26 protein-coding genes are annotated in these 22400 nt (G+C 34.0%); 7 read left to right on the top strand and 19 right to left on the bottom strand.

Translation table 11 applies throughout. The annotated features are described in order from the left end of the window. Positions 1–8: 8 nt before the first annotated feature. Entirely contained in the window at positions 9–581 is a 573-nt protein-coding gene (locus SCB73_RS02425) for a pseudouridine synthase (protein WP_320568577.1), read from the bottom strand. 53 nt (positions 582–634) lie between these two features. Further along, positions 635–832 (bottom strand): hypothetical protein, encoded by a 198-nt coding sequence (locus SCB73_RS02420; protein WP_320568576.1) that lies wholly within the window; start codon positions 830–832, stop codon positions 635–637. A gap of 143 nt (positions 833–975) precedes the next feature. Between SCB73_RS02420 and SCB73_RS02415 the strand changes: the two genes are divergently transcribed. Together SCB73_RS02415 and SCB73_RS02410 are read left to right on the top strand one after the other, a co-directional pair. Next, positions 976–1350 carry a hypothetical protein gene (locus tag SCB73_RS02415; protein WP_320568575.1) on the top strand — a complete coding sequence of 125 codons (375 nt, stop codon included), beginning with the start codon at positions 976–978 and terminating at the stop codon, positions 1348–1350. 148 nt (positions 1351–1498) lie between these two features. Further along, entirely contained in the window at positions 1499–2251 is a 753-nt protein-coding gene (locus tag SCB73_RS02410; protein ID WP_320568574.1) for an SDR family NAD(P)-dependent oxidoreductase, read from the top strand. A 57-nt stretch (positions 2252–2308) separates the two neighbouring features. On the opposite strand, the gene SCB73_RS02405 is transcribed toward SCB73_RS02410, so the two are convergent. Genes SCB73_RS02405 through SCB73_RS02385 form a run of 5 tightly spaced genes read right to left on the bottom strand, consistent with a single transcriptional unit; the run spans position 2309 to position 6735 of the window. Beyond that, a complete protein-coding gene (locus SCB73_RS02405; protein WP_320568573.1) occupies positions 2309–2869 on the bottom strand; it encodes a MepB family protein in 561 nt (186 codons plus the stop codon). A gap of 56 nt (positions 2870–2925) precedes the next feature. Further along, entirely contained in the window at positions 2926–4854 is a 1929-nt protein-coding gene (locus tag SCB73_RS02400) for a hypothetical protein (protein ID WP_320568572.1), read from the bottom strand. Beyond that, complete coding sequence (locus SCB73_RS02395; RefSeq protein ID WP_320568571.1) at positions 4851–5402, bottom strand: RNA polymerase sigma factor; 552 nt, start codon at positions 5400–5402, stop codon at positions 4851–4853. The genes SCB73_RS02400 and SCB73_RS02395 overlap by 4 nt, the downstream gene beginning before the upstream one ends. A 51-nt stretch (positions 5403–5453) precedes the next feature. Further along, complete coding sequence (locus SCB73_RS02390) at positions 5454–5852, bottom strand: hypothetical protein (RefSeq protein ID WP_320568570.1); 399 nt, start codon at positions 5850–5852, stop codon at positions 5454–5456. 7 nt (positions 5853–5859) lie between these two features. Then, positions 5860–6735: a protease complex subunit PrcB family protein gene (locus tag SCB73_RS02385; protein WP_320568569.1), complete on the bottom strand. Its 876-nt coding sequence runs from the start codon at positions 6733–6735 to the stop codon at positions 5860–5862. A gap of 189 nt (positions 6736–6924) precedes the next feature. Here SCB73_RS02385 and SCB73_RS02380 point away from each other — a divergent pair, with 189 nt between their 5' ends. The 3 genes from SCB73_RS02380 (at position 6925) to SCB73_RS02370 (ending at position 9957) form a co-directional block, all read left to right on the top strand. Next, a complete protein-coding gene (locus tag SCB73_RS02380; protein ID WP_320568568.1) occupies positions 6925–8298 on the top strand; it encodes a DNA recombination protein RmuC in 1374 nt (457 codons plus the stop codon). A gap of 183 nt (positions 8299–8481) precedes the next feature. Further along, positions 8482–9030 carry an acyl-CoA thioesterase gene (locus SCB73_RS02375; protein ID WP_320568567.1) on the top strand — a complete coding sequence of 183 codons (549 nt, stop codon included), beginning with the start codon at positions 8482–8484 and terminating at the stop codon, positions 9028–9030. Between the two features lie 387 nt (positions 9031–9417). Then, positions 9418–9957 (top strand): YceI family protein, encoded by a 540-nt coding sequence (locus SCB73_RS02370; protein WP_320568566.1) that lies wholly within the window; start codon positions 9418–9420, stop codon positions 9955–9957. 91 nt (positions 9958–10048) lie between these two features. On the opposite strand, the gene SCB73_RS02365 is transcribed toward SCB73_RS02370, so the two are convergent. Beyond that, on the bottom strand, positions 10049–10960 hold the full coding sequence (locus SCB73_RS02365) for a TIGR01777 family oxidoreductase (protein WP_320568565.1): 912 nt from the start codon (positions 10958–10960) through the stop codon (positions 10049–10051). Between the two features lie 98 nt (positions 10961–11058). Between SCB73_RS02365 and SCB73_RS02360 the strand changes: the two genes are divergently transcribed. Together SCB73_RS02360 and SCB73_RS02355 are read left to right on the top strand one after the other, a co-directional pair. Continuing rightward, positions 11059–11721, top strand: a complete 663-nt coding sequence (locus SCB73_RS02360) for a TetR family transcriptional regulator C-terminal domain-containing protein (RefSeq protein ID WP_320568564.1) — start codon at positions 11059–11061, stop codon at positions 11719–11721. Beyond that, positions 11718–13022 carry an ABC1 kinase family protein gene (locus SCB73_RS02355; RefSeq protein ID WP_320568563.1) on the top strand — a complete coding sequence of 435 codons (1305 nt, stop codon included), beginning with the start codon at positions 11718–11720 and terminating at the stop codon, positions 13020–13022. Before SCB73_RS02360 ends, SCB73_RS02355 begins: the two co-directional genes overlap by 4 nt. A gap of 215 nt (positions 13023–13237) precedes the next feature. Here SCB73_RS02355 and SCB73_RS02350 read toward each other — a convergent pair whose 3' ends face one another. The 11 genes from SCB73_RS02350 to SCB73_RS02300 all read right to left on the bottom strand — a co-directional run bounded on the left by SCB73_RS02350 (position 13238) and on the right by SCB73_RS02300 (position 22395). Continuing rightward, positions 13238–14533 carry a cryptochrome/photolyase family protein gene (locus SCB73_RS02350; RefSeq protein ID WP_320568562.1) on the bottom strand — a complete coding sequence of 432 codons (1296 nt, stop codon included), beginning with the start codon at positions 14531–14533 and terminating at the stop codon, positions 13238–13240. Between the two features lie 156 nt (positions 14534–14689). Then, a complete protein-coding gene (locus tag SCB73_RS02345) occupies positions 14690–15199 on the bottom strand; it encodes an SRPBCC family protein (protein ID WP_320568561.1) in 510 nt (169 codons plus the stop codon). 127 nt (positions 15200–15326) lie between these two features. Continuing rightward, positions 15327–15767, bottom strand: coding sequence for a sterol desaturase family protein (locus tag SCB73_RS02340; RefSeq protein ID WP_320568560.1), 441 nt, complete (start codon positions 15765–15767; stop codon positions 15327–15329). Between the two features lie 285 nt (positions 15768–16052). Continuing rightward, on the bottom strand, positions 16053–16892 hold the full coding sequence (locus tag SCB73_RS02335; protein ID WP_320568559.1) for a phytoene/squalene synthase family protein: 840 nt from the start codon (positions 16890–16892) through the stop codon (positions 16053–16055). A 4-nt stretch (positions 16893–16896) separates the two neighbouring features. Beyond that, positions 16897–18363, bottom strand: a complete 1467-nt coding sequence (locus SCB73_RS02330) for a phytoene desaturase family protein (RefSeq protein ID WP_320568558.1) — start codon at positions 18361–18363, stop codon at positions 16897–16899. Positions 18364–18397: 34 nt separating this feature from the next. Continuing rightward, positions 18398–19300 (bottom strand): MerR family transcriptional regulator, encoded by a 903-nt coding sequence (locus SCB73_RS02325; protein ID WP_320568557.1) that lies wholly within the window; start codon positions 19298–19300, stop codon positions 18398–18400. A gap of 261 nt (positions 19301–19561) precedes the next feature. After that, positions 19562–20062: a tetratricopeptide repeat protein gene (locus SCB73_RS02320; RefSeq protein ID WP_320568556.1), complete on the bottom strand. Its 501-nt coding sequence runs from the start codon at positions 20060–20062 to the stop codon at positions 19562–19564. 96 nt (positions 20063–20158) lie between these two features. Further along, a complete protein-coding gene (locus SCB73_RS02315) occupies positions 20159–20716 on the bottom strand; it encodes a DUF4256 domain-containing protein (protein ID WP_320568555.1) in 558 nt (185 codons plus the stop codon). Between the two features lie 18 nt (positions 20717–20734). Continuing rightward, the gene (locus SCB73_RS02310) at positions 20735–21400 is read right to left on the bottom strand and encodes a DNA alkylation repair protein (RefSeq protein WP_320568554.1); all 666 of its coding nucleotides are present in this window, start codon (positions 21398–21400) and stop codon (positions 20735–20737) included. A 27-nt stretch (positions 21401–21427) separates the two neighbouring features. Continuing rightward, a complete protein-coding gene (locus SCB73_RS02305; RefSeq protein WP_320568553.1) occupies positions 21428–22006 on the bottom strand; it encodes a YdeI/OmpD-associated family protein in 579 nt (192 codons plus the stop codon). 11 nt (positions 22007–22017) lie between these two features. Then, the gene (locus tag SCB73_RS02300; protein ID WP_320568552.1) at positions 22018–22395 is read right to left on the bottom strand and encodes a DoxX family protein; all 378 of its coding nucleotides are present in this window, start codon (positions 22393–22395) and stop codon (positions 22018–22020) included. Between the last annotated feature and the right edge of the window lie 5 nt (positions 22396–22400).

Genomic DNA, 22400 nt, shown 5'->3' with positions numbered 1-22400 from the left:
CACATTTTCTAATTATCTAATTGAAAATCGTGAACTTCAAGAACTTCTCCGGCTTTTAAGTTTTGCAAATATACATTTCCAATTCGTACACGCACTAATCTCAATGTTGGAAATCCTACTGCTGCAGTCATTTTTCGAACTTGACGAAATTTTCCTTCTCGAATCGTGATTGACGCCCACGAAGTTGGTCCGTGGCGTTCGTCTCTGATTTTTTTTGCTCTTGGCCCAAAATCAGGAATTTCAGTAACGATAAAAGCTTTACATGGTTTGGTTTTGTATTTGCCACCATCAAGTCCAATTTCGACACCTTTTTGCAATTGCTCTATGGCTTCGGGAGTAATTAATCCATCAACTTGAACATAATATTCTTTGTCAACCTTTTTGCTTCTAACGAGTTCGCTCATGTTTCCGTCGGTTGTCAGCAACAGTAACCCTTCAGAATCTTCATCGAGTCTTCCGATTGCCATTGTTCCTTCGGGAAAATTATGCAATTCGCCCAAAAGCTTTTTCTTTCTTTTTAATTCATAAATAAATTGGCTTAAGTAGCCATAAGGTTTAAAAAGAATGAAATGTCGGTGCATGTTTTAATTTTTTGCAAAGATAGTTTCTTTGGCAAAATTAACTTGCAAAGTTTTTATGCTTTAATTTTTTTCAGCCATTGGTACACAAACCAGACTACAGTAATTGCAAAAATGACAATTAAAACAGGATAATAGTTTTGAAAAAACTCGTGAAAATAGCTTCCAATCAAAATATAAATGGAAGCCATACATAATTTGATCAGAATAAATTCGGCATTTGACCAGCTGGTTTTGATTTTGAAGAAATTCATAATAATAATGTTTATTGAATTATTTTTAATAAAGGTAAGAAAATTCTATCACGTGGTAATTATGAAAAAAGGCAATTTAAAGCGATAAATTTTTCGACTCTAGAATTTGTAATATTATACTAAGAATATTAAATGAAAATAGTATGGAAACGAGTAATTTAGGGACAAAAAAAATAAACGGAGTCCAGAAAAATATAGATGAAACAAAAGGTAAAAACGTGTCGCACGATACGAAATATGATAAAGCAAATCTGGAACCGGAAATTGTAACGGATGAAAAAGGCGCAAAAGAAATTGTGGATCGTGCCCGAAACGTAAACGAAGAAATTGACAAAGTCGCCGACAGCGTAAATCCCGATAATCCAAATGCAAATCGTGGCGTGGAGACAGATGAAGAAGCCAGCAAAACCATAGAAAATAAAGATCGAAATTCTGATATAACGCCCAATCGGTATCCAAATTCAAATCCGGAAAGTCATGAAGATCGTGGAAACATGAAATTAGATGAAGAACAATAAATACGGATTTTCTTGCAGATAATCATCAATTTATCATCAAATAACATTTGATTAGCATATCAGGTTAATGTTATGCTAAACTCATTTTTTAAGGCTTCAAACCAGTAATATCTTCGTAAATTGTAGGAGCAATTTAAAATTTTACAATATGGCACTTTTAGAAAACAAAGTAGCTTTTGTATCTGGTGGTGGTTCCGGAATTGGACGTGCAGTTGCAGAAGCCTATGCTCGAGAAGGGGCAAAAGTGGTCCTTTCAGATATTAATGTTGAACATGGTGAAGAAACCGTAAAAATGATTAAAGACAGCGGAGGTGAAGCTTTTTTTGTGAAAGGCGATTCGTCGAGTGCAATTGACAACAAACATATGGTTGAGGTTGTGGTTTCAAAATACGGACGTCTTGATATCGCCTGTAACAATGCCGGAATGGGCGGGCCAGCAAAGCCAACTGGCGAATATGATCCAGAAGCGTGGGATCGTGTAATTGCGCTTAATTTAAGCGGTGTTTTTTATGCCTGTAGATATCAATTAGAGCAAATGGAAAAAAATGGTGGCGGAAGCATAGTCAATATCGCTTCGATTCACGGTCAAGTGGCGGCGCCAAATAGTCCTGCTTACACAGCATCAAAACATGGCGTGGTTGGTTTGACTAAAAATATCGCGGCCGAATATGCTTTGAAAAACATTCGCTGTAATGCAGTTGGGCCGGGTTACATTGAAACTGCTTTGTTAAAAGACAACCTGACTCAGGATTTAATGGATGCCGTTGCAGCAAAGGCGCCAATGAATCGATTAGGAACTGCTCAAGAAGTCGCCGATTTGGTTGTGTTTCTAAGTTCTGAAAAATCGTCGTTTACAACAGGAAGTTATATTATTGCAGATGGCGGTTATACTGCAATTTAAAGTTTTAGATATAAAAAGAAAAAAGGCTTTCTAAGAAATAGAGAGCCTTTTTTTGTATTAATAGGAAATCAATTTTTTAAAAGCGTCAAAATCAGGTTCTGGAACTATCGGATAAAAATATTCTAGTTGCCATTGTTGTGATTTTTTTGCTTGTTTGCTTTCAGTTTTATCCCAAGGAGGATAAACTCTGATGGCTCTTTTTCCTTCTTCAGTTTTAGAAGAAAAAACAGCTTTTTCCAGCAAAACATTTTTTGGAAAGATAAATTGTCCCAAAAGATCATCTTTACGAACGCTTACGATCACAAAATCGATAGCATCACTATGATCAAAAGGTTCAATAACTCCCAGTCTGCTTCGTTTCCACAAAGTAACAAACTGTCCAGTTTTTGCTGGGGTAATTTTGGCCTCGCGATAACAAATATGTTTTTCATTCATCAGGAAACGGTACGCACTATAATCAATGCTTTCGCTTTCCTGTTGAGGCTGCGTGCAGTCAAAATCAAAGCAATCATAAACCAGTTCCTTGGCTAAAATTAAATCCTGGGGGAAAGATTTGTGGTTAGACCAATGGTTTTTTACGATCATTTTGAGAAGACTTGCTTTTAGGCTTGTTTTCAAAATTATGTAGGTTTAGGGGGTTACGTGGTTTGGGGTTTAAATGGTTAATAATTTATTTAAAATGAAACATTCAATCCAAAATTCAATCCCCATTGGAATTGATTGAAAGACTGACTGCTCAAAGGATTAATGTAATAATTCATTGCTGGTTCTACAAAAACATTTGTTTTTTTATAAACGCGATATTGTACTGTACTGCTTAAAGTGGAACCGTAAACAAAATCATTTGCGTTTACGTTTTCACCAATTGAATTTCCGTCAAGAGCAATGTTGTTTGCAATTAATTTTCCAACAAAACCTCCAGTATTTAAACTGATGCTTGCTTTGTTTTTAGAAAAAACGGCATACGAAACCTCTAACGGCATTTCGATATATTTCAAGCTCTGATCTAACTTACCACTCTGAATATTATTACTATTCACTGCATTTTTTGTGGTATTAGAAACCAGTACATAACTATCGTTTGTTGCAATCTGAGGAACTGTAGCGTTTTGTATAAAATAATCACTGGTTCCTAAAAATGCATTATTTTTCGTGCTAATATAAGAAACATTTGCAACACTTTGTCCTAATTCATTTATTTTAAACCCTGAACCCACAGCCCATTTTTTGTTGAGCTTATATTTTGTTTTTACCCCAAAACTATTGCTTTGTTTTGAATCGTTGACATTGCCTAGTGTTTTGTCGTTTTTATAATTTTCTGAATTCGCAACTCCTGCAAAAACTTCAAGTGCCCATTTTTCTGCATTTGTCGTTTTTGGATCTTTCTTTTTTTCGTTTTTTACTTCAGGCGTTATAATTCCTTTTTCTAGATTTTGAAGTTCTGCCAATTGTACAGAATCTTTTTTGCTTAAAGCATCATTGAATTTTGAATTGCTTTTTTGTGTATTGGTAGCAATTGCTTTTTCTGATTTTTGATCCTTGATAATCGTTTCAGTTTTATTTGCCGAAACACTATTTTGTTTATTACTTTCAGTTGTTTTTACCGAATTAAAAGCAACATTGTTTTTGTTTGAATTCACATTGTTTTCAAAGACAGAATTTGGAAGCTGATTTTTTGAATTTGTAGTAAATGAATTCGCGTTTTTGCCTGTAAATGTTTTTTCTGCCAAGACTTTGTCAAGATTTCTTTTTTCATTTTCAGAAAATTGATTCTTGTTTGCAGTATTGAAAGCATTCTGTTTTTGTGCCGAATAATTTTTTTCGGCTAAAGCTTGGTTTGAATTTTTCTTTTCGGCATTCAGATTTTGATTTCCAGAAGCAGAAAACTGATTTTTATTTGATGAATTAAAAGAATTCTGTTTTCCAGAATCATAATTTTTAACGGCAACAGCTTGATTTGATTTTTGATTTCCAGAAGCAGAGAATTGATTTTTATCAGATGGATTAAAAGCATTCTGTGTTCCAGAATCATAATTTTTAACGGCAACTGCCTGACTTTGTTTTTGATTTCCAGAAACAGAAAATTGATTTTTCTTTTCATTTTTTGCAGTTTCTTCTGCAACAATTTGGGTTGAATTATTTATTACGTTTGATTTTGAAACTCCTGATTTTGAACTGTTTTCTGTTTTAGAATCAACATTTGCAACCGCATTTTTTTCAACAGAATTTGCATCTGAATTAGAAGCAGAATTTGAAATGTTTTCAGAATCTGGATTTATGATTCTGTTTGTATTTGTTTCAGAATTTTGATTTTCTTTTGAAGTTGCGTTTTTATGGTTTTTGTTATTTTTATTTTCGTCAAGAACTACATTGTTTTTTTCTACCGCGTTGCCGGTATCAATTTTATTACCAGAATTAGACAAAACCATAGGAAGCGATAAGCATAATAACAAGCATGCTGCCGCTGACCACCAAAGAATCGCTCGCTTTTTCTTTTTAGGTTTATCTAGTTTTTCCTCAATACCAGCCCAAAGTTCTGGTGGCGGAACACTCGAAAAGTCTTCCATTGATGAAAAAATATCTTCTATTTTCTGCTTTTTCATGCTATCTTAAAATTTTTTATGCTCAAAATCCTCTTTTGCAAAATGCCCTTGGCTCGATTTAAATTTGATTTTGATGTTCCTTCTGAAATCTTCAATAATTCGGCTATTTCTTTATGTTTCATGTGTTCAAAAACATATAAGTTGAAAACCGTCCGGTATTGATCGGGCAAATCCCGTATGTATTCTAATAATTTTTCTTTCTCTATCGGAATCGTTTCTAATTCTTCTTCTTCAATAAAATCAGTATCAGGATCAAAAACATCTAAAAAGAAACTTTCCTTTTTCTTCTTGTTTAAAGTTTCGATAAGCTTGTTGATGAAAATTCGCTTCATCCATCCTTCAAAACTTCCTTCAAATTTATATTGGCTTATTTTCTGAAAAACGATCACAAATGCTTCCTGGAAAACATCTTTTGCGTCATCTTCATTTTTCATATACTTTAAGCAAATACCATATAAAACCGGAGAAAACAGCTGATAAATTTTCAGCTGTCCTTCTCGGTTATTCTGCATGCACTGCTTGATGTATTTTTCTAAATCGTCTTTCAAAAAATTGGTATTGTTTGGTTTGGCAAAAATAGTTTTAAAAAACTTAAAAAACTATCTTTTAAAGATGCTTCGCGCCGCATCTTGATTGTTGCTTACAATGGTTAGGTTTTGATTGTCAAGGTTTTCTATGACGTAGGTTTTACCTTCAAAGGTAATTAGGTCATGTTCTAGATGATCAGAAAAACCAATTCCTTTTCCTATTTCATAACTGCTGTTTCTGATTTCTATATCATTTTTATAAGTAATAACTCTTCCGTTTGAGGTAAAGATTACTTTTTTGGTAAAACCAGCTGTTTTTGGTGTCGCGGTATATGGATTGCTCGCGCCTCCGACAGATTTTTCCCAAATCCAAGTATTTACAATTGATTCCGAATTTATTTTTGAAGCATCAATCGAATACGCATTGGAAAAAAGTCCAAAGACAATAAGAAATAAAAAATGTTTCTTCATGATCAGATTATTTTAAACTTGTGATTTTATCTTTAATCGCTTTTTTGAAAGTCTTAATATCTTCGCTTTGATCTGGCGTATCGTTGTTGTCGATAAAGATTTTAGTTGTTGAAGCGCCTTGTTTTAATTGGAAGAAAATACCACCTTGATCTGCAGCGTCTGGAGAGCCGTACGTTTTAGTTTGTCCTTTTAAGGCATAAATTTCTGCTGGGATTAATTTTCCGAAAGTGGTATATTCATTTCTTTTTGTTTTCGCAAAATAAGCAGACTGCTCAAAATTGAAATTTCCTGGAGCAGTGCTAACTAATTTCAAAATGTTGAAATCATTTAATTGAAAGAAGTTTTGACAGTCAGATCCTGTACATTCGCCATAATAACTTCCAATAATAATATTGTCTGGACTTTCATTAGTTTTATTGAAAATGATTGTTTTAGATGATTTCGGAATCAAAATAAAATCCGAAGGATAGGTTGGAGTTGAAGATGTTGTTTCGCCTGATTGAGGGCCACTTTCAAAATAATTGATTACAATTTCGCAGTTGTTTTGAACTACCGATGTCATTTTTATAGAATAGCCACTTGTTGCTTTGACACCTGCAAAAATACCAATTAACATGTTTTTACTGAAATCAATAGTAGGATCTGTAGCTACTGGACAAGTATTTTCGTGTTTTGTAAAAAGAGTTGTCATTTGTTCCTCGCTTGTCACCACAGCAGCAACAGGATTATTAGGCAATGTTTTAACTGCGTAGTTGCATAAAAGCGGATAACCTGCAAACGGTACGTCTGTATTTGTGCCACAATCCATATTTATATCATCATTTCCAAGCGAACATCCGCTCAATCCAAAAGCTATAAACAAGCTCAACATTAATTTTTTCATTATATTATTTTAATAGGTTATATTATTGTAGATGGTTGAGGTTTAAAATGGTTGCGTCGAAAATATTTTTTTCTTCAATTTTTTTGAAATGTTTGTTTAATTTAGAATGCGCACGAATTAGTGAAATTTTAATTTTAAAAAATCAGAACTACGTATTATTGCGTACTTTTACTTAAAAAAAACTTAGTTATGTTTGACTTTCTCCCAATTCTACTGGCTTTTATTATCGCATTGTTTTTAGGTATTTACTTAGGAAAACAGTTGATGACGGCCAAATCGCAAACTGAAAAAGTAAGTTTGGAGGAAAAATTAAATGCAAACGCAAATCAGCTGCAGTTGCAAAAGGAACAATTTGAAAGTGAAAGGAGCAATTTTCAAAAACAGTTGTTATCAATTAATGCTGAAAAAGAAAGTATCAGAACTGAGAAAGATAGTCTGGCAATTCAGCTTTCAAAAAAAGAAGTTGATTTTGAAAATTTATGGGAACGCCATAAAGAGCAAAAAGTCGAAATAACCGAACTTCAAGAAAAATTCACTAAAGAATTTGAAAACCTAGCCAATAAAATTCTCGAAGAAAAATCGGCAAAATTTACGGAACAGAATAGCGAAAACATGAAAAGCATTTTGTTGCCGCTCCAAGATAAAATTCAAGGATTTGAGAAAAAGGTCGAACAAACACATAAAGAAAGTATCGATTATCATGCCGCTTTGCGCCAGCAGATTATAGGTTTAAGCGAAATGAATGCGCAAATGAGCAAGGAAACGCTGAATTTGACCAAAGCTTTAAAAGGCGACACCAAAATGCAAGGAAATTGGGGTGAGCTAGTTTTAGAACGTGTTTTAGAAAAATCGGGTTTGGAAAAAGGACGAGAATATGAAGTGCAGCAAAGTTTTACCAATACCGAAGGAACTCGAGTTTTGCCAGATGTTGTCATCAATCTTCCGGATGGGAAAAAGATGATTGTCGATTCTAAAGTTTCGCTTGTGGCCTATGAAAAATGGGTCAATGAAGAATCTGAAATATTGAAAATCGATTTTCTGAAAGAACACGTAAGTTCTATAAAAAGACACGTAGAACAGCTCGGAAATAAAAATTATCACGATTTGTATCAAATGGAAAGCCCAGATTTTGTGTTGCTTTTTATTCCGATTGAACCTGCCTTTGCCATTGCTTTAAACGAAGATTCGACTTTATATAATAGAGCTTTCGACAAAAATATTGTCATAGTTACGCCAAGTACTTTATTAGCGACTTTGCGCACGATCGACAGTATGTGGACCAACCAAAAACAACAGGAAAACGCTTTTGAAATTGCCAGACAAGCTGGAGCGCTTTATGATAAATTTGAAGGTTTTGTGACCGATTTGGTTCGAATTGGGAATAAAATAAAAGACACCAAAACCGAATATGAAAGCGCAATGAACAAATTAGTTGACGGAAAAGGAAATCTGATTTCTAGCGTAGAAAGACTGAAAAAAATGGGAGCAAAAGCCAAGAAATCACTTCCCGAGAATATTATTTCAAGGGCTTTAAATTCAGACGAAAATGAATTATTAAACTAAAAATATTTAAACATATAGAGGACATAGACTTACTTTGTCTTTAAGAGAATAAAGAAAGAAATTAGTTTCTAACACATAGTTTGCTATGTGAATTTTTGGAAGTGAAACGCCTTTTTTTACGTTCCCAATGAGCTGTGTTTCTATATGTTAAAAAAAACTAACCATTCCAAAAAACAAAAAAGCATGACTACAAATTTTAAACCCGTTTCTTCCTCAAAAATTAGCATATCAGAATTAATGCTGCCGTCGCATACCAACTTTAGTGGCAAAATTCATGGAGGATATATTTTGCAATTACTGGATCAGATTGCTTTTGCGTCGGCATCAAAATTTTGCGGAAATTATTGTGTAACCGCTTCGGTAGATACAGTGAACTTTTTGAAACCTATTGAAGTTGGTGAATTGGTTACTATGAAAGCTTCTGTAAATTATGTGGGAAGAAGCTCGATGGTTGTTGGCATACGCGTTGAGGCAGAACATATTCAAACTGGAGTGATAAAACATTGTAATTCATCGTATTTTACAATGGTTGCCAAAGATAAAGATGGGAAAAGCGTTCAAGTTCCCGGACTTATTTTGTCGAATCTTGAAGAGGTGCGCCGTTTTAGAAAAGCCATCAAGCACATCGAAATCAAAAAAGAAATCGAAGAACACGAGAAAATCGCTAATATAAGTTCGATTGAAGATTTAGCAAGTCTTGAGAAATATAATGTGCTTTTAGAAATTAGTTAGATTTTTTGAATATGCAAAGTGTAGTCCCTACGGGACACTTCTTCTGTTGGATAATTTTATTTTCTACCAATATTTGATTCCTAGCGGAATATCTCGTAGAGATTATATATTGGTAGAAATATAATAAAACACAATTGTTTTGTCCCGTAGGGACTTCACAATTCACAATTCAAAACCCAATTTTAGGCCCAAAATATTCACAAATTTTTAGCAGTAGTTCAATAATTTTGTACAGAGGAATTTCGTAACTTTAAATATATATTTATTCGGTTATGAAATATTCACGGAGTACTGCCATTCTATTTTTTAAGCTATTATCTTAAGTTCTGATTTTTATCTTCTTAAAATAAAAAAATCGAATGACATAATTGTTTAATGCTGACGATTATGAAAAGAACTACTTTATTAATTTTACTTTTTACTGCATTTTCTTTGTTTGCTCAAGAAAAATTTAAAACCAATACAGCGGTTGTAAATTTCGAAGCTTCGGTTCCTTTTTTTGAAGAAGTGAAAGCAGTAAATAAGCTCGGAACGCTTGTTCTTGAACCTGAAAGCAGTACGCTCATTTGTACTGTTGTTATCAAAGATTTTCGATTTAAAATGGACTTGATGCAAGAGCATTTTAATGATAATTATATCGAAAGCCATCGCTATCCTAAAGCCGTTTTTAAAGGCAAAATCGAAAAATTTGATTTGAAAAATATCGACGAAACCGAAAAAGAATATGATATTAAGGGGAAATTATATCTGCACGGGAAATCAAAAATGATCGCAGTAAAAGCGCTCATGAAAAGAGTTCCCGAAGGAATTCAGATTGTTTCAAGTTTTCCAATTTCAGTAGAAGATTTTAATATTGAAATCCCTTATGTTGTGGCCAACAAAATATCAAAAACAGTCAATACCGATTTAGCGGGAATCATGAAATAAAAAATGACTCAGATTTCACAAATTCGTAAGGCTTTAAAATAAATGGGTAGCAGCATATTAGCCTCAAGAATATACAAAATCTGAGTCGTTTTTAATGCAAACAACTTAAAAGTGTTTTTTCTAAATCAGTAAACTGGAACTCAAATCCTGCTTTTTGGATTTTTTGAGACGAAACGCGTTGTCCCTTCAAAACCGCTTTGCTCATTTCTCCGAGCGTTAACTTTAAGAAAAAAGCAGGTATTTTTGGCAACCAGATCGAATAGCCTAAAATCGTAGCAAATGTTTTTGAAAATCCAGAATTTGTTGTATTGTCTGTAATGCAGGCATTGTACGCGCCGTGCATGTGTTCGTCTGTAATTGCTTTGAGATAAATTTCAGATAAATCATCGATATGAATCCAAGGCAAATATTGTTTTCCTGTTCCTAAAACGGCCCCAAAACCTGCTTTAAAACTCGGGGCAACTTTTTTCAGAAAACCTTCCTCTTTCCCAAATACAATTCCGGTTCTCACTTTTACCGTCCGAATGCCTAATGTATTTATTTTGTCCACCCGGCTTTCCCATTCTTGGCAAGTTCTGCCCAAAAAATCGTTTGCAGGAGGTGTTTCTTCAATACAAATTTTATGGCTCGTAATCGCACCATAAATCCCAACTGCCGATGCCGAAATAAAGCCATTTAAGGTTTTGTTATTTTCTTCTAAAATAGAAAAAATAAGCTCAATAGGTTTTGTCCGGCTTTCTAAAATTGCTTTTTTGCGCTTTTTGGTCCATCTTTTCTCCACAATTCCTTCGCCGGCGAGATGCACGATATAATCGGCTTTTAAAATGGCTTCTTTTTCAATGAAATTCTTTTTCAAATCCCATTTGTAATACGTTATTGATGGCGTATCTTTTCGTTCTTCTCGGCTCAAAACAGACACCGAAAAGCCGTTGTCGATAAGAACATCAGTCAGATGTTTACCCACAAATCCGCTTCCGCCGGTAAGTAAAATATTTTGAGACATAAGAGTTTATAATATATTTAACAGTACTTATTGTTTAAGGATTAGTAAAGGTACTTAAACAATGTTTACCTTTATAGCAAATTCTAAATTTTAATAAAATGGCGACTAAAAAAAAGGTAATTACCAAAGATGATATCGTTTCAAAATATATGGATGAAGTTTTAGAAAAAGGCCAAAAACCAAAATCAGTTTATCATTTTGCAAAAGAAAATGATTTTACAGAAGCTGAGTTTTATGCTTTTTTTGGAACATTGGAAGGTTTAGAAAAAGAAATATTTCGACTGTTTTTTGAAAACACTATAAATCTGTTGCACAAAAATGAAGAATATCAGCAATATGATATGAAGAATAAAATGCTGAGTTTCTATTATACTTTCTTCGAGATTTTGACAGCCAACAGAAGTTATGTCCTCCAATCGCTTAAAATAGACAGAAATCCGCTTAAAAATTTAGTACAATTAACTTCGCTCAGAAATAGTTTTAAAGATTACGTTTCTGAAATTCTGACCGATGATTACAGACTTGAACAAGAAAAACTTCAAAAATTTCAAGAAAGCGCCATTCAAGAATCGGCTTGGTTGCAATTAATGCTGACCATTAAATTCTGGATGGATGATGAATCTGCCGCTTTTGAGAAAACCGATATTTTTATCGAAAAATCAGTTAATGCATCATTTGAATTAATGAATGTTGCACCAATGAATCACTTGATAGATCTCGGGAAATTTCTGTTCAAAGAAAAAATCTACAGCAAACAATGAAAACAATCGATTATATTCCAACCTCAAAAATTGAAAGAGCAGGAAAACTGGTTCAAACCGGCGCTAAAATTGGAGTAAACTATGTAAAACATTATGCCGAAAAAATAGTGAATCCAGATTTGACCCGTGATAAATTAAATGAGAATAACGCCGAAGATATTTACGACGGATTAAAAAGTTTAAAGGGAAGCGCGTTAAAAGTGGCACAAATGCTTAGCATGGACAAGAATTTCCTGCCTCAGGCCTATGTGGAGAAATTTTCGCTTTCCCAGTTTTCTGTTCCGCCACTTTCTGCTCCTTTGGTTTTAAAAACGTTTAAAAGCAATTTCGGAAAAACACCTTATGAAATTTTTGATGAATTCAATCCAAATTCGGTAAATGCAGCGAGTATTGGCCAAGTACATTTGGCTAAGAAAAAGGATAAAAAACTAGCGGTTAAAATTCAGTATCCTGGCGTTGCCAACAGTATTTCTTCAGATTTGGCTTTGGTTAAACCAATTGCCATCAGAATGTTTAATCTTCAAGGAAAAGATTCGGATAAATATTTCAAAGAAGTCGAAGACAAACTGATTGAAGAAACTAATTATTTGCTGGAATTAAAACAAAGCCAAGAAGTTGTAGATGCATGCAATAAAATAGAAAATATCATTTTTCCGAATTATTACCCAGAGTTTTCATCTGAGAAAATTATTACGATGGATTGGATGACGGGAATTCATCTTTCTGAGTTTACAGCAAAAAATACAGATCAAGAAGTTGGCGACAAAATAGGGCAGGCGCTTTGGGATTTTTATATGTACCAAATTCATGTTTTGCGAAAAGTGCACGCAGATCCACATCCTGGAAATTTTTTGGTTGACGATCAAAACCAGTTGATCGCTTTGGATTTTGGTTGTATGAAACAAATTCCAGATGATTTTTACACACCATATTTTGAGCTGATCAATAAAAATGTGATTACAGATGAAAAGCTTTTTAATAAAAAACTATTCGAATTAGAAATTCTTCGTGAAGATGATTCGCCAGCAGAAATTGAATATTTTACGGAAATGTTTCATGATTTATTGTCGCTTTTCACAAGACCTTTTCAAAACGAAACTTTCGATTTTGCTGATGAAACATTCTTTAACGCCATAGCCGAATTAGGAAAACGTTTTTCAGAAGATACAAACTTGAAAAAAATGAATGGAAATAGAGGTTCTAAACACTTTATTTATATGAATCGCACGTTCTTCGGTTTATACAATTTAATGTTCGATTTGAAAGCTAAAATTGTTGTTGAGAATTATTTGAAATACTAGGAGGGTAAAATTCCAATCTTTTAAATTCCAAATTCCAATATTATACTTTGAACCTTTGTCAAAGTTTAAAATTTTGGCAAAGGTTTTTTTCGTCTTGTTTGTCATTCCTCAGGATAACAAGATTGCCCATAATTGGAATTTGAAATTTAAAAGATTGGAATTTTATTTAGGTATTTAGGTAATAATTGGAATTTGGAATTTAAATATTTGGAATTTTATTTAATTATTCCAGCCTTATAAGTCGCAATCGCGCGATCTCGTGCAAACGCATGATCAATCATAGGTTCGTTGTAACCAAAATCAAATTCAGGAATCCATTTTCTTATGTATTCGCCTTTTCCGTCGAATTTTTGTTGTTGAATTTCAGGATTAAAGACTCTGAAATAAGGCGCTGCGTCGCAACCCGTTCCTGCCGCCCATTGCCAGTTTCCTACATTTGAAGCCAATTCAAAATCCAAAAGTTTTTCTGCAAAATACGCTTCACCCCATTGCCAGTTGATGAGCAAATGTTTGCACAAAAAACTCGCCACAACCATGCGCACGCGATTGTGCATATAACCCGTTTCATTAAGCTGACGCATTCCTGCATCGACCATCGGGTAGCCAGTTGTTCCAGAGCACCAGCGTTTGAAATCTTCTTCGTTATTTCTCCACTGGATTCCGTCGTAATTGGATTTGAAATTATGATTGACACAATTTGGGAAACTAAATAGAATTTGAATGAAGAATTCTCTCCAAATCAATTCGCTTAAAAAAGTTTGATTTTTTCGGTCTGCCCAATTCACTAATTTACGAATGCTCACAGTTCCAAAACGCAAATGAGGCGAAAGATACGAGGTGCTGTCTAAAGCAGGAAAATCTCGAGTTTCTTTGTAATTTGAAATCTGGGATAAATTATGTGGTTGTACTTTTATAGCACTTCTTTCAAAACCAATTTCGGATAATTCAGGAAATTTGAAATTGCTTTTTGCAAAATTTGAACACAATGTAATGGAATCATATTCGGGAGCTGAACCAGAAAAATGATATTTTTCAAGCCATTTGTTTTTATAAGGTGTGTAAACGGTATAAGGACTTTCATCAGCTTTTGTGATTTCTTTTTCTTCGAAGATAACGTGATCTTTAAAAGAAAAAACTTCAATATTGTTTTCTTTTAATAAAGCCGTAATCGCGTTGTCGCGTTTGATGGCAAATGGTTCGTAATCTTTGTTAAAGAAGGCGTTTTGGACATCAAATTCTTCAATAAGAGATTTCCAAATATTTTTAGTTTTTCCTTTTTTGATCAGAATTGAAGCACTGAATTTACTTAATTCGGAGTTTGTTTTTTCAAGCGAATCGTATATAAAAGTTACTCTTGCGTCGTTTTTAGGAAGATGGTCTAAAATATCATCATCAAAAATAAAAAGAGGCACAACAGGAAAATTTGATTGTAAAGCGTGAAATAATCCTGTATTGTCTTCTAAACGTAAATCGCGTCTGAACCAGAAAAGAGTAACTTTTTGTTTTGTCATTGTTTTTGCTAATTGAATTTTTAAGTTATTTTTCTTCTCATGCCGAAAATTGCTCGCAAAGACGCAAAGACGCAAAGTTTTATTGAAAAGCTTGACAGAAAATGCTTTGTGACTTAGCGTCTTTGCGAGATAAAAAAAAACATTTTGCTTTATATCTTAAAAACTTTTTTGTTTGCCATTAAGTTGTACAATTTGTGGCTGTGGTTTCGAATTAAACAATTCTTCGATTTTGTTGTGTCTATAATCGAAAATGTTTTTTAGTTTGTTTTTTACAATTAGTGTATTCATAAATCGGCCTAGAATTCCTAGCGGGAGTGCATAATGAACGATGTCGGTCATTTTTGTTCGGCCATCTTCTGTGCGTTCAAAAAAATGTTTGTGATGCCATAATTTATATGGACCGAAGCGCTGAATGTCGATGAAATATTCGTTTTCCTTACAGGCCGTAATTTCAGTAACCCACGAAATTTTGATTCCGAATAGCGGTTTTAATGTATAGGTTATGATTTGTCCGTGATACATTCGTTTGTCATCGAAATCTTGGATTTCAAAACTCATATTATCAAGCGTTATGGTTTGCAGGTTTTTTGGACTGGAGAAAAAATCCCAGCAGTCCTCAACGCTTGAATTTACATACTGAACGGTTTCTATTTTGTATAATTTCATTTTCTCGTTGAATCAATTGTTCTTAAAAAACGCGAGCGTTAGGGGTTGCAGTGGAGCTCTCCCGATTTTTCATCGGGAAGCGGGAACGAAAAAACCGATCCGCACGGCGGAGAACGCCCAAAATATTTTACATTTTATAATATTTAAATGGTACAAACAACATCCCGAAACATTCTCCTTTTTCCTTATTAAGGTGTTTATGATGTATTTTATGTGCCTTTCTGAGTCCGATTAAATATTTATTTTTGGTGTTTTTGAACCATTTAAAACGCTGATGAATCAAAACATCGTGAATCAAAAAATAACAGGCTCCATAAAGCGTGATGCCACAGGCTACAAAAAACAGATAATTGAATCCGCCTTGAACACCAAAGTAAAACAAGGCAATACTCGGAATCGCAAAAATCACAAAGAAAATGTCATTGCGCTCAAAAGTGTGCTCGTATTTTGGCTGATGATGATCAGCGTGAAAATACCACATAAACCCGTGCATTACATATTTGTGCGTGAGCCAAGTAACACATTCCATGCATAGAAAAACGCTTAAAAAGATTAAAAAAGAAATCATTTTATAAATGTTGATGTTTTAAAATTATCAATTTATTTTTTTTGAGTTTAGCTTTAAATTATAAAAGATTGACTCTAAAGAATATTTTTTGTTTTAAAGTCCGCACTTCTCTCAATCTTGTCATTTCGACGAAGGAGAAATCTTAGCTAGAAACTCGACAAAGATTGTCACTTTAGATTACGGAGCTACTTGCGAAGATTTGCTTCGCCTGTTCGCTATCGCTCGAGTCTCCTTAGTCGAAATGACAAACTGTTGGCTTAATTGTAACGATAAAGCTGAAAGAAATTAAACCAACTTCAATTTATAAGTCACAAAAGACTGCGCTAAAAGCCCTGCTTTTGCATAATTAGAAACCCGAATTCGAGAGTTTCTAATTTCATGTGAAGGCGTATTTTTCAGTTTTTTCAGTAATTTTTTATAATAAACATAAGCAGTGTAAACGCCAAATTTTGCTTCCATTGGGAGTTTGACGATTCCTTGATAAGCGATTTTGAAATCTTCTTCGATTTCTTTTATGATTTGCGCTTTCGAATCTTCATTGAAATTTTCCAGATTCACTCCTGGGAAATAAGTTCGGTTTAAAATAGTATTGTCATCTTTTAAATCTCTTAAAAAATTAACCTTCTGAAAAGCTGAGCCTAACCTCATGGCTTCATTTTTTAATTGTTCGTATTTATGCTGTTTTCCAGCCACAAAAACTTTCAAACACATTAAGCCAACAACATCGGCAGAACCATAAATATAATCGGCATATTCGGTTTGTGTGTGGTATGTTGATTTGATGAGGTCGAGTTTCATGCTACGCAAAAAAGCCTGAACTAAATCGTCTGTGATATTGTATTCTTTAACGGTATGCTGAAAGGAATTTAATATCGGATTTAGGCTGATTCCGAGCTCCATTGCTTTGTAATATTCTTTTTCGAAATCATCTATTAGGTATTCTTTTTCATAAGCATGAAATGAATCTACGATTTCATCGGCAAACCGAACAAAACCATAAATGCTGTAAATAGCATCGCGAATACTTGGGGACAGCATTTTTACTGCCAATGAAAAAGAGGAGCTGTAATTTTGCGTAACGAGTTTACTGCATTTGAAAGAAACGGCGTCGAATAGTGATTTCATTTTTTTAAGATCTAAAAGATTTTTGAATTAACTCAGCAACCAATTTTCCCGAAATTAAAGCAGGCGGAACCCCTGGACCAGGAACAGTCAATTGTCCTGTAAAATATAAATTACGTACTTTTTTGCTTTTTAGTTTTGGCCTTAAAAAAGCGGTTTGCAATAGTGTATTGGCCATTCCGTAAGCATTTCCTTTGTACGCGTTGTAATCTGTTACAAAATCATTTTTGCAGAATGATTTCTTAAATATAATGTTATGTCGAATGCTTTGTTGTGTGAGTTCTTCAAAGCGCGAGATTATTTTTTCAAAATATTTTTCCCGAAGCACTTCATTATCTTCAATTCCGGGTGCCAACGGAATTAAGAAAAAACCAGATTCCATATTGTTTGGCGCGGCAGTCAAATCTGTTTTTGATGGGAAATTGGCATAAAACAAAGGTTCGTTTGGCCATTTAGGATCGTCATAAATGTCTTTCGCATGTTTGTCGAAATCAACATCAAAAAATAAAGCATGATGCGAGATATTCTCTATTTTTTTGTTGAAACCAATGAAAAATAGGAGCGAAGAGGGCGCAAAAACGCGGCTTTGCCAGTATTTTTCAGAGTATGCACGATGTTCTTTTTCGAGTAAAGTCTCGGTATGCTGATAATCGGCGCCACTTAAAACAATGTCGGCTTTTATGATTTCACCATTGCTTACAATTCCGGTTGCGGTTTTGTTTTCCACGATAATTTTTTCAACTGGCGAATTGGTTTTGATGGTTACGCCGAGTTCTAAAGCTAATTTTTCAAGACCACGAACTACATCAAACATTCCTGTTTTTGGATGCCAAGTTCCTAAACCAAAATCGGCATAATTCATGAAATTGTAAAATGAAGGCGTTTTATTGGGTTTTGCTCCGAGAAATAAAACCGGAAATTCCAGAATCTGAATTAATTTTTCATTTTTGAATTTCTTGCGGATATCCTCACTCACATTGCTTAAAAACTGATTGAGTTTTAAAGCCGTTTTTGGAGTAATCAATTCTAATGGCGAAATTCCTGGGCGATAAACTAAATCTTTAATCGCAATATCATAATTGCTTTTGGCTTGATTGATGAAATTTTGAAGTTTTTCTGCACTTCCTTTTTCGATTGTTTCAAAAGTGGTTTTGATTTCTTCCAAATTATCACAAATTGTGATAAAATCATTTGTTCCAAAATAAACCCGATAAGCTGGATTTAGTTTGATAAGCTCATAATAATCAGAAGTCTGTTTGTTGAAATCTTGGAAAAAACGTTCAAAAACATCGGGCATCCAGTACCAGCTTGGTCCCATGTCAAATGTAAAACCATCTTTTTTGAATTGTCTAGCGCGCCCGCCAATCGTTGGATTTTTTTCATAGATAGTTACTTTGTTCCCTTGCTTTGCCAAGTAACAAGAAGCGGCTAACGAAGAAAAGCCTGAACCTAATATGATTATCGTTTTTGTCATTTGTTTAACAAATATACAAAAACTTTAAACAAAATCATTGTATTTCTTCTATAGTTTCTTCCATCGAATCAAAAATGCGAATGCGCTGAGGAAGATTGGATTGATCAATATGCTCGACCATATTCCCCATAAGCCAGATTTCGTTATTTTTTAGAAGCAATTTCTGTCCCATTGATTTCACATATTGATTGATAACCGATCTATCGGGCTGTACGGTCATAAAAGAAACGAAAGTAATGTTCTCAAAATGACGTGTAAGATCCTGTAGGTTTTCAATCGGCATGCTTTCGCCAAGATAAATGGTCTTGTATCCTCTTGATAAAATTTCGTATTGCAGATATAATAAACCAATTTGATGAATTTCATTCAATGGCAATGAGAGAACAAAAATTCGATCTGTTTTGGTTGGTTTTAATATTTGAAGGCTTTCGGTATAAATTAAAATCTTTTGCTTGATCAAATGACTCATAAAATGTTCATTTGCTGGCGTAATGGTTTCAGATTGCCACAATAATCCTAATTCTTTCAACAAGGGTAGAAAATGTTCTTTGAAAACTTCCTTAAAGCTTTTTTCTGAAATAAGCCAATCGAAAGTATTGAAGAACAATTCTTGGTCAAAATTCATCATCGCCATTTTGAATGACGTGATTGCATAGTTTTGTGAATTTTTCTTTGATATGATTTCACGTACTAGCTGCGGAATTTTGTCTTCAGGATAAGTAGCAATTTTAGATATTTTATATCCGTACTCATGCAGTAAGGTAATATTTAAAAGCTTCTGTAAATTTTGTAAATTATATAGTCTGATATTGGTATCAGTTCGCATAGGTTCAAGAATATTATATCTCTTTTCCCAAATACGAATTGTATGCGCTTTAATTCCAGATAAGTTTTCAAGATCTTTTATGCTGAAAACTGTTTTTATATTGTTTACCATTTTCGATTGTTGAATAAACAAAAATAGAATAAAATCTGAAAAAAACTTTAAAACTTTAGCAAAATGATCGATTATTGAGAGTTTGTAGTAACATACTGATTTAATTGGGTTAAAAGAGGCTTTTTTTCGCATTATTTTATTTTTTTGATAAAAAATCACAACTATTTAGAGTCAATCTAAGGTGGTTTTTTGTCAATATATTTAAAAATAAATAGCCTGTAGATAAATTTCTACAGGCTGTTTTTATGTTTTTTGCCTCAATTATTTACAAAATGTGGCTTTGTTTTTTATAGCGCTTTGGCTTCCTAATTCAACAGCTTTTGAAAAATCTTTGCAAGCATTTTTCTTATCACCAATTTTATTATAAGCCAAACCTCTCAAATTGTAAGCAATGTAATCTTTCGGATTTAAGCCTAATGATGAAGTACAGTCTGCAATTGCTTCGTTGTAGTTCATTAATTTGTAGTTTACATTTGCTCTTCCCGTAAAAGCGTCGGCGTTCATATCGTCTAATTCGATTGTTTTGCTAAAATCTGCCAATGCGCCTTTTAAGTCGTTAAGCTTGAGTTTTGCTACACCGCGGTTTTGGTAAGCTTCAACAAATTTAGAGTTCATGCTTATGGCTTTGGTATAATCGGCGATGGCGCCTTTTGTGTTTCCTGCTTCGGCTTTTTTCATGGCTTTGTCAAAATAAGCCGTTGCAGATTGTGCCCATGTTGAGCAAGTAATCATAATAAATGATACTAAAAGTAGGTTTTTCATAAACTAATTTGGGATTAGTGATTAATTATTTCCAAACGAATTTAGTGAAGTTTTGTTTTGTAAGAGAATTTCTTTTGTGAAATAATCATGATTAATTTAAATTTTTAAACTACCCCGAAAACCTCTCGCGGCATAATACGATTCAGCCCCATTATGATAAAGAAATACGCGGCCATATCGATAATCACAAAAAACTGCGCCACCAAGTTTGCGAACATTTTCGGGAGTAGCGACCCAGCTTGAAGTCTTGGTGTCAAAATTTCCTAGTTCTTGTAATTGTCGGTATTGTTCTTCGGTCAAAAGTTCGATTCCCATTTCTTCGGCCATATCGACGGCGCTGTTTTTGGGCTTGTGTTCTTTTCTTGAATCCAAAGCTTTTCTATCGTAGCAAAGACTTCTTCGTGATTTTGGGCTTTCGGCAACGCAATCGAAAAATATAAATTCGTCTGAATTTTCATCGTAACCAACAACATCTGGCTCGCCTTCTGTTTTCTCCATTTGCAAAAGCGACCAAAGTTTTTCTGGATTTGAGGTAAGTTTTGTTTCTACTTTTGACCATTCAATAGTGGCATGACGGTTTTTGTTTTTTTCAAAACGAGCTTTCAAAATAGCAATGAGTTGTTCTTGTTCTTCTTGTGAAATTTTATTTTTCATGATGCTTTTTTTTGATTTTTATTCTTGTCGGCGAACCATTTCATTGATCCAAATTGGAGCAAAAGGAGAAGTGCAACCTTTTGAAGTTGGATAATCTCTATAAATGCCTAATTTTTCGCCAATCGCTAAAGCACGAGCTCGATACTCGGGAAATTTAATCCCAATTTGTGCCAAAGTGCTATTCATTGTCCATTGCACTTCAGGAGCTGCAGTTGGCATTTCATTTTCAATTCGGTCAAGCAAAGCCGGCAAATCGAGAATGTCAGGATTTCGGGCAACGCATCCGGTGGTTAGGCTCCATGCGGCACGCCCATGCATTACATCAGACGAATGCATCCATGCTTGCCGCAAAGTTTCACGATCTGAATAATCTTTTATAATATACGAATAAAACCAATCGGCAATATGAACGAATTTTTCTGAAGAAACCATTTTAGCAATTTGTTCTTTCGAAAGTTTTTCTGGTTCGATAATTAGGATCGCTAAAAAACGAGCATCGGCATTTCCGGTTTCCCAAAGCTCCAAAGCCAATTCGTGATTGGTTTTGATTTTTTTTGCCAATGTTCGAATATCGCCCATTTTTACGCCAAATTGATTTTCGCTGGCGCCTCGTTTTTTATTCTGAGCAAATACTTTTGGATCACCAAGAGCTTTAAGTTTTTCTAAAATATCATTCGCTGTCATGTTGATGTGAATTATTGTAATAACAGATTAATCATTTAAGCCTTTTCCGTCAAGAATGTTTTGTGTGTGTTTTTCAACTCTGGCTTCTCGTGTTTTAGATTGTTTTGGTTGCGAAAAATGAAGCAAATAAGCTCTTTGTCTGCCTGGAGTCAAAGTTTCAAAAGCTTTTTTTAAGTCTGGATTTTCATCTAGTTTCTTTTGAAATTCTTCGGAGACAGGAAAATCAGAAGTCTTTTTCAAAATCACTTTTAATCCTGCTTTTTCAATTTCAATTGCTTCGTAGATGTAAGTTTTTAAGATCGATTTCAAATCGATGATTTCCTGCAGATTTGTAAATCGTATGTGACGCGCCGCTTGCACGTTTTCAGATTGCTGAATCAAAATTCCGTCAGTGTCATTTAGCAATGCGCCTTTAAAAAATAAAAAAGCGCAATAATCCTTAAAAGCATGAATTAAAATGACGTTATTGTTTTGGTATGTATAACAAGGATTTCCCCATTTTAATTCTTCGGTAAGTTGGCATTCAAGAGCAATGACACGCATTTGTTCGAGCTCTTCCTGCCATTTTGTGGCTTCGTCAAAGAAAAAATCAACTTTCGGATTCATTATTTACAAGTTTAAGCGTTAATGAGTTTTCGTTCTGCGGGTCTAAAATGCCAAGAAATTACAGTTAGAATTAATAAAAGCGTTGGGCCAAAGAAATCTTTTGCGCTGTCATTTGCCGCAAAATGTGAAAATATCGCGCCAGACATTGCAAAGAAAAATCCGGCATAAGCCCATTCTTTCAATAACGGAAATTTTGGAGCTAGAACAGTTATGACGCCCAGCAATTTCCAAACTCCTAATAAAATTAGCAAATAAATTGGATAACCCAAATGCGACATTCTATCTGTTTCGTCTTTTGACTGAAGCAATTGTACAATTCCTGTTGCTGTCATTCCTAGTGCCAACCAAAGTGTAGCAACCCAATAGATAATTTTATTTCTTTTTGTCATGATAC

The organism is Flavobacterium sp. KACC 22761 (genome assembly GCF_034058155.1).
Lineage (GTDB): Bacteria > Bacteroidota > Bacteroidia > Flavobacteriales > Flavobacteriaceae > Flavobacterium.
This window is presented reverse-complemented; position numbering and strand designations above follow the sequence as displayed.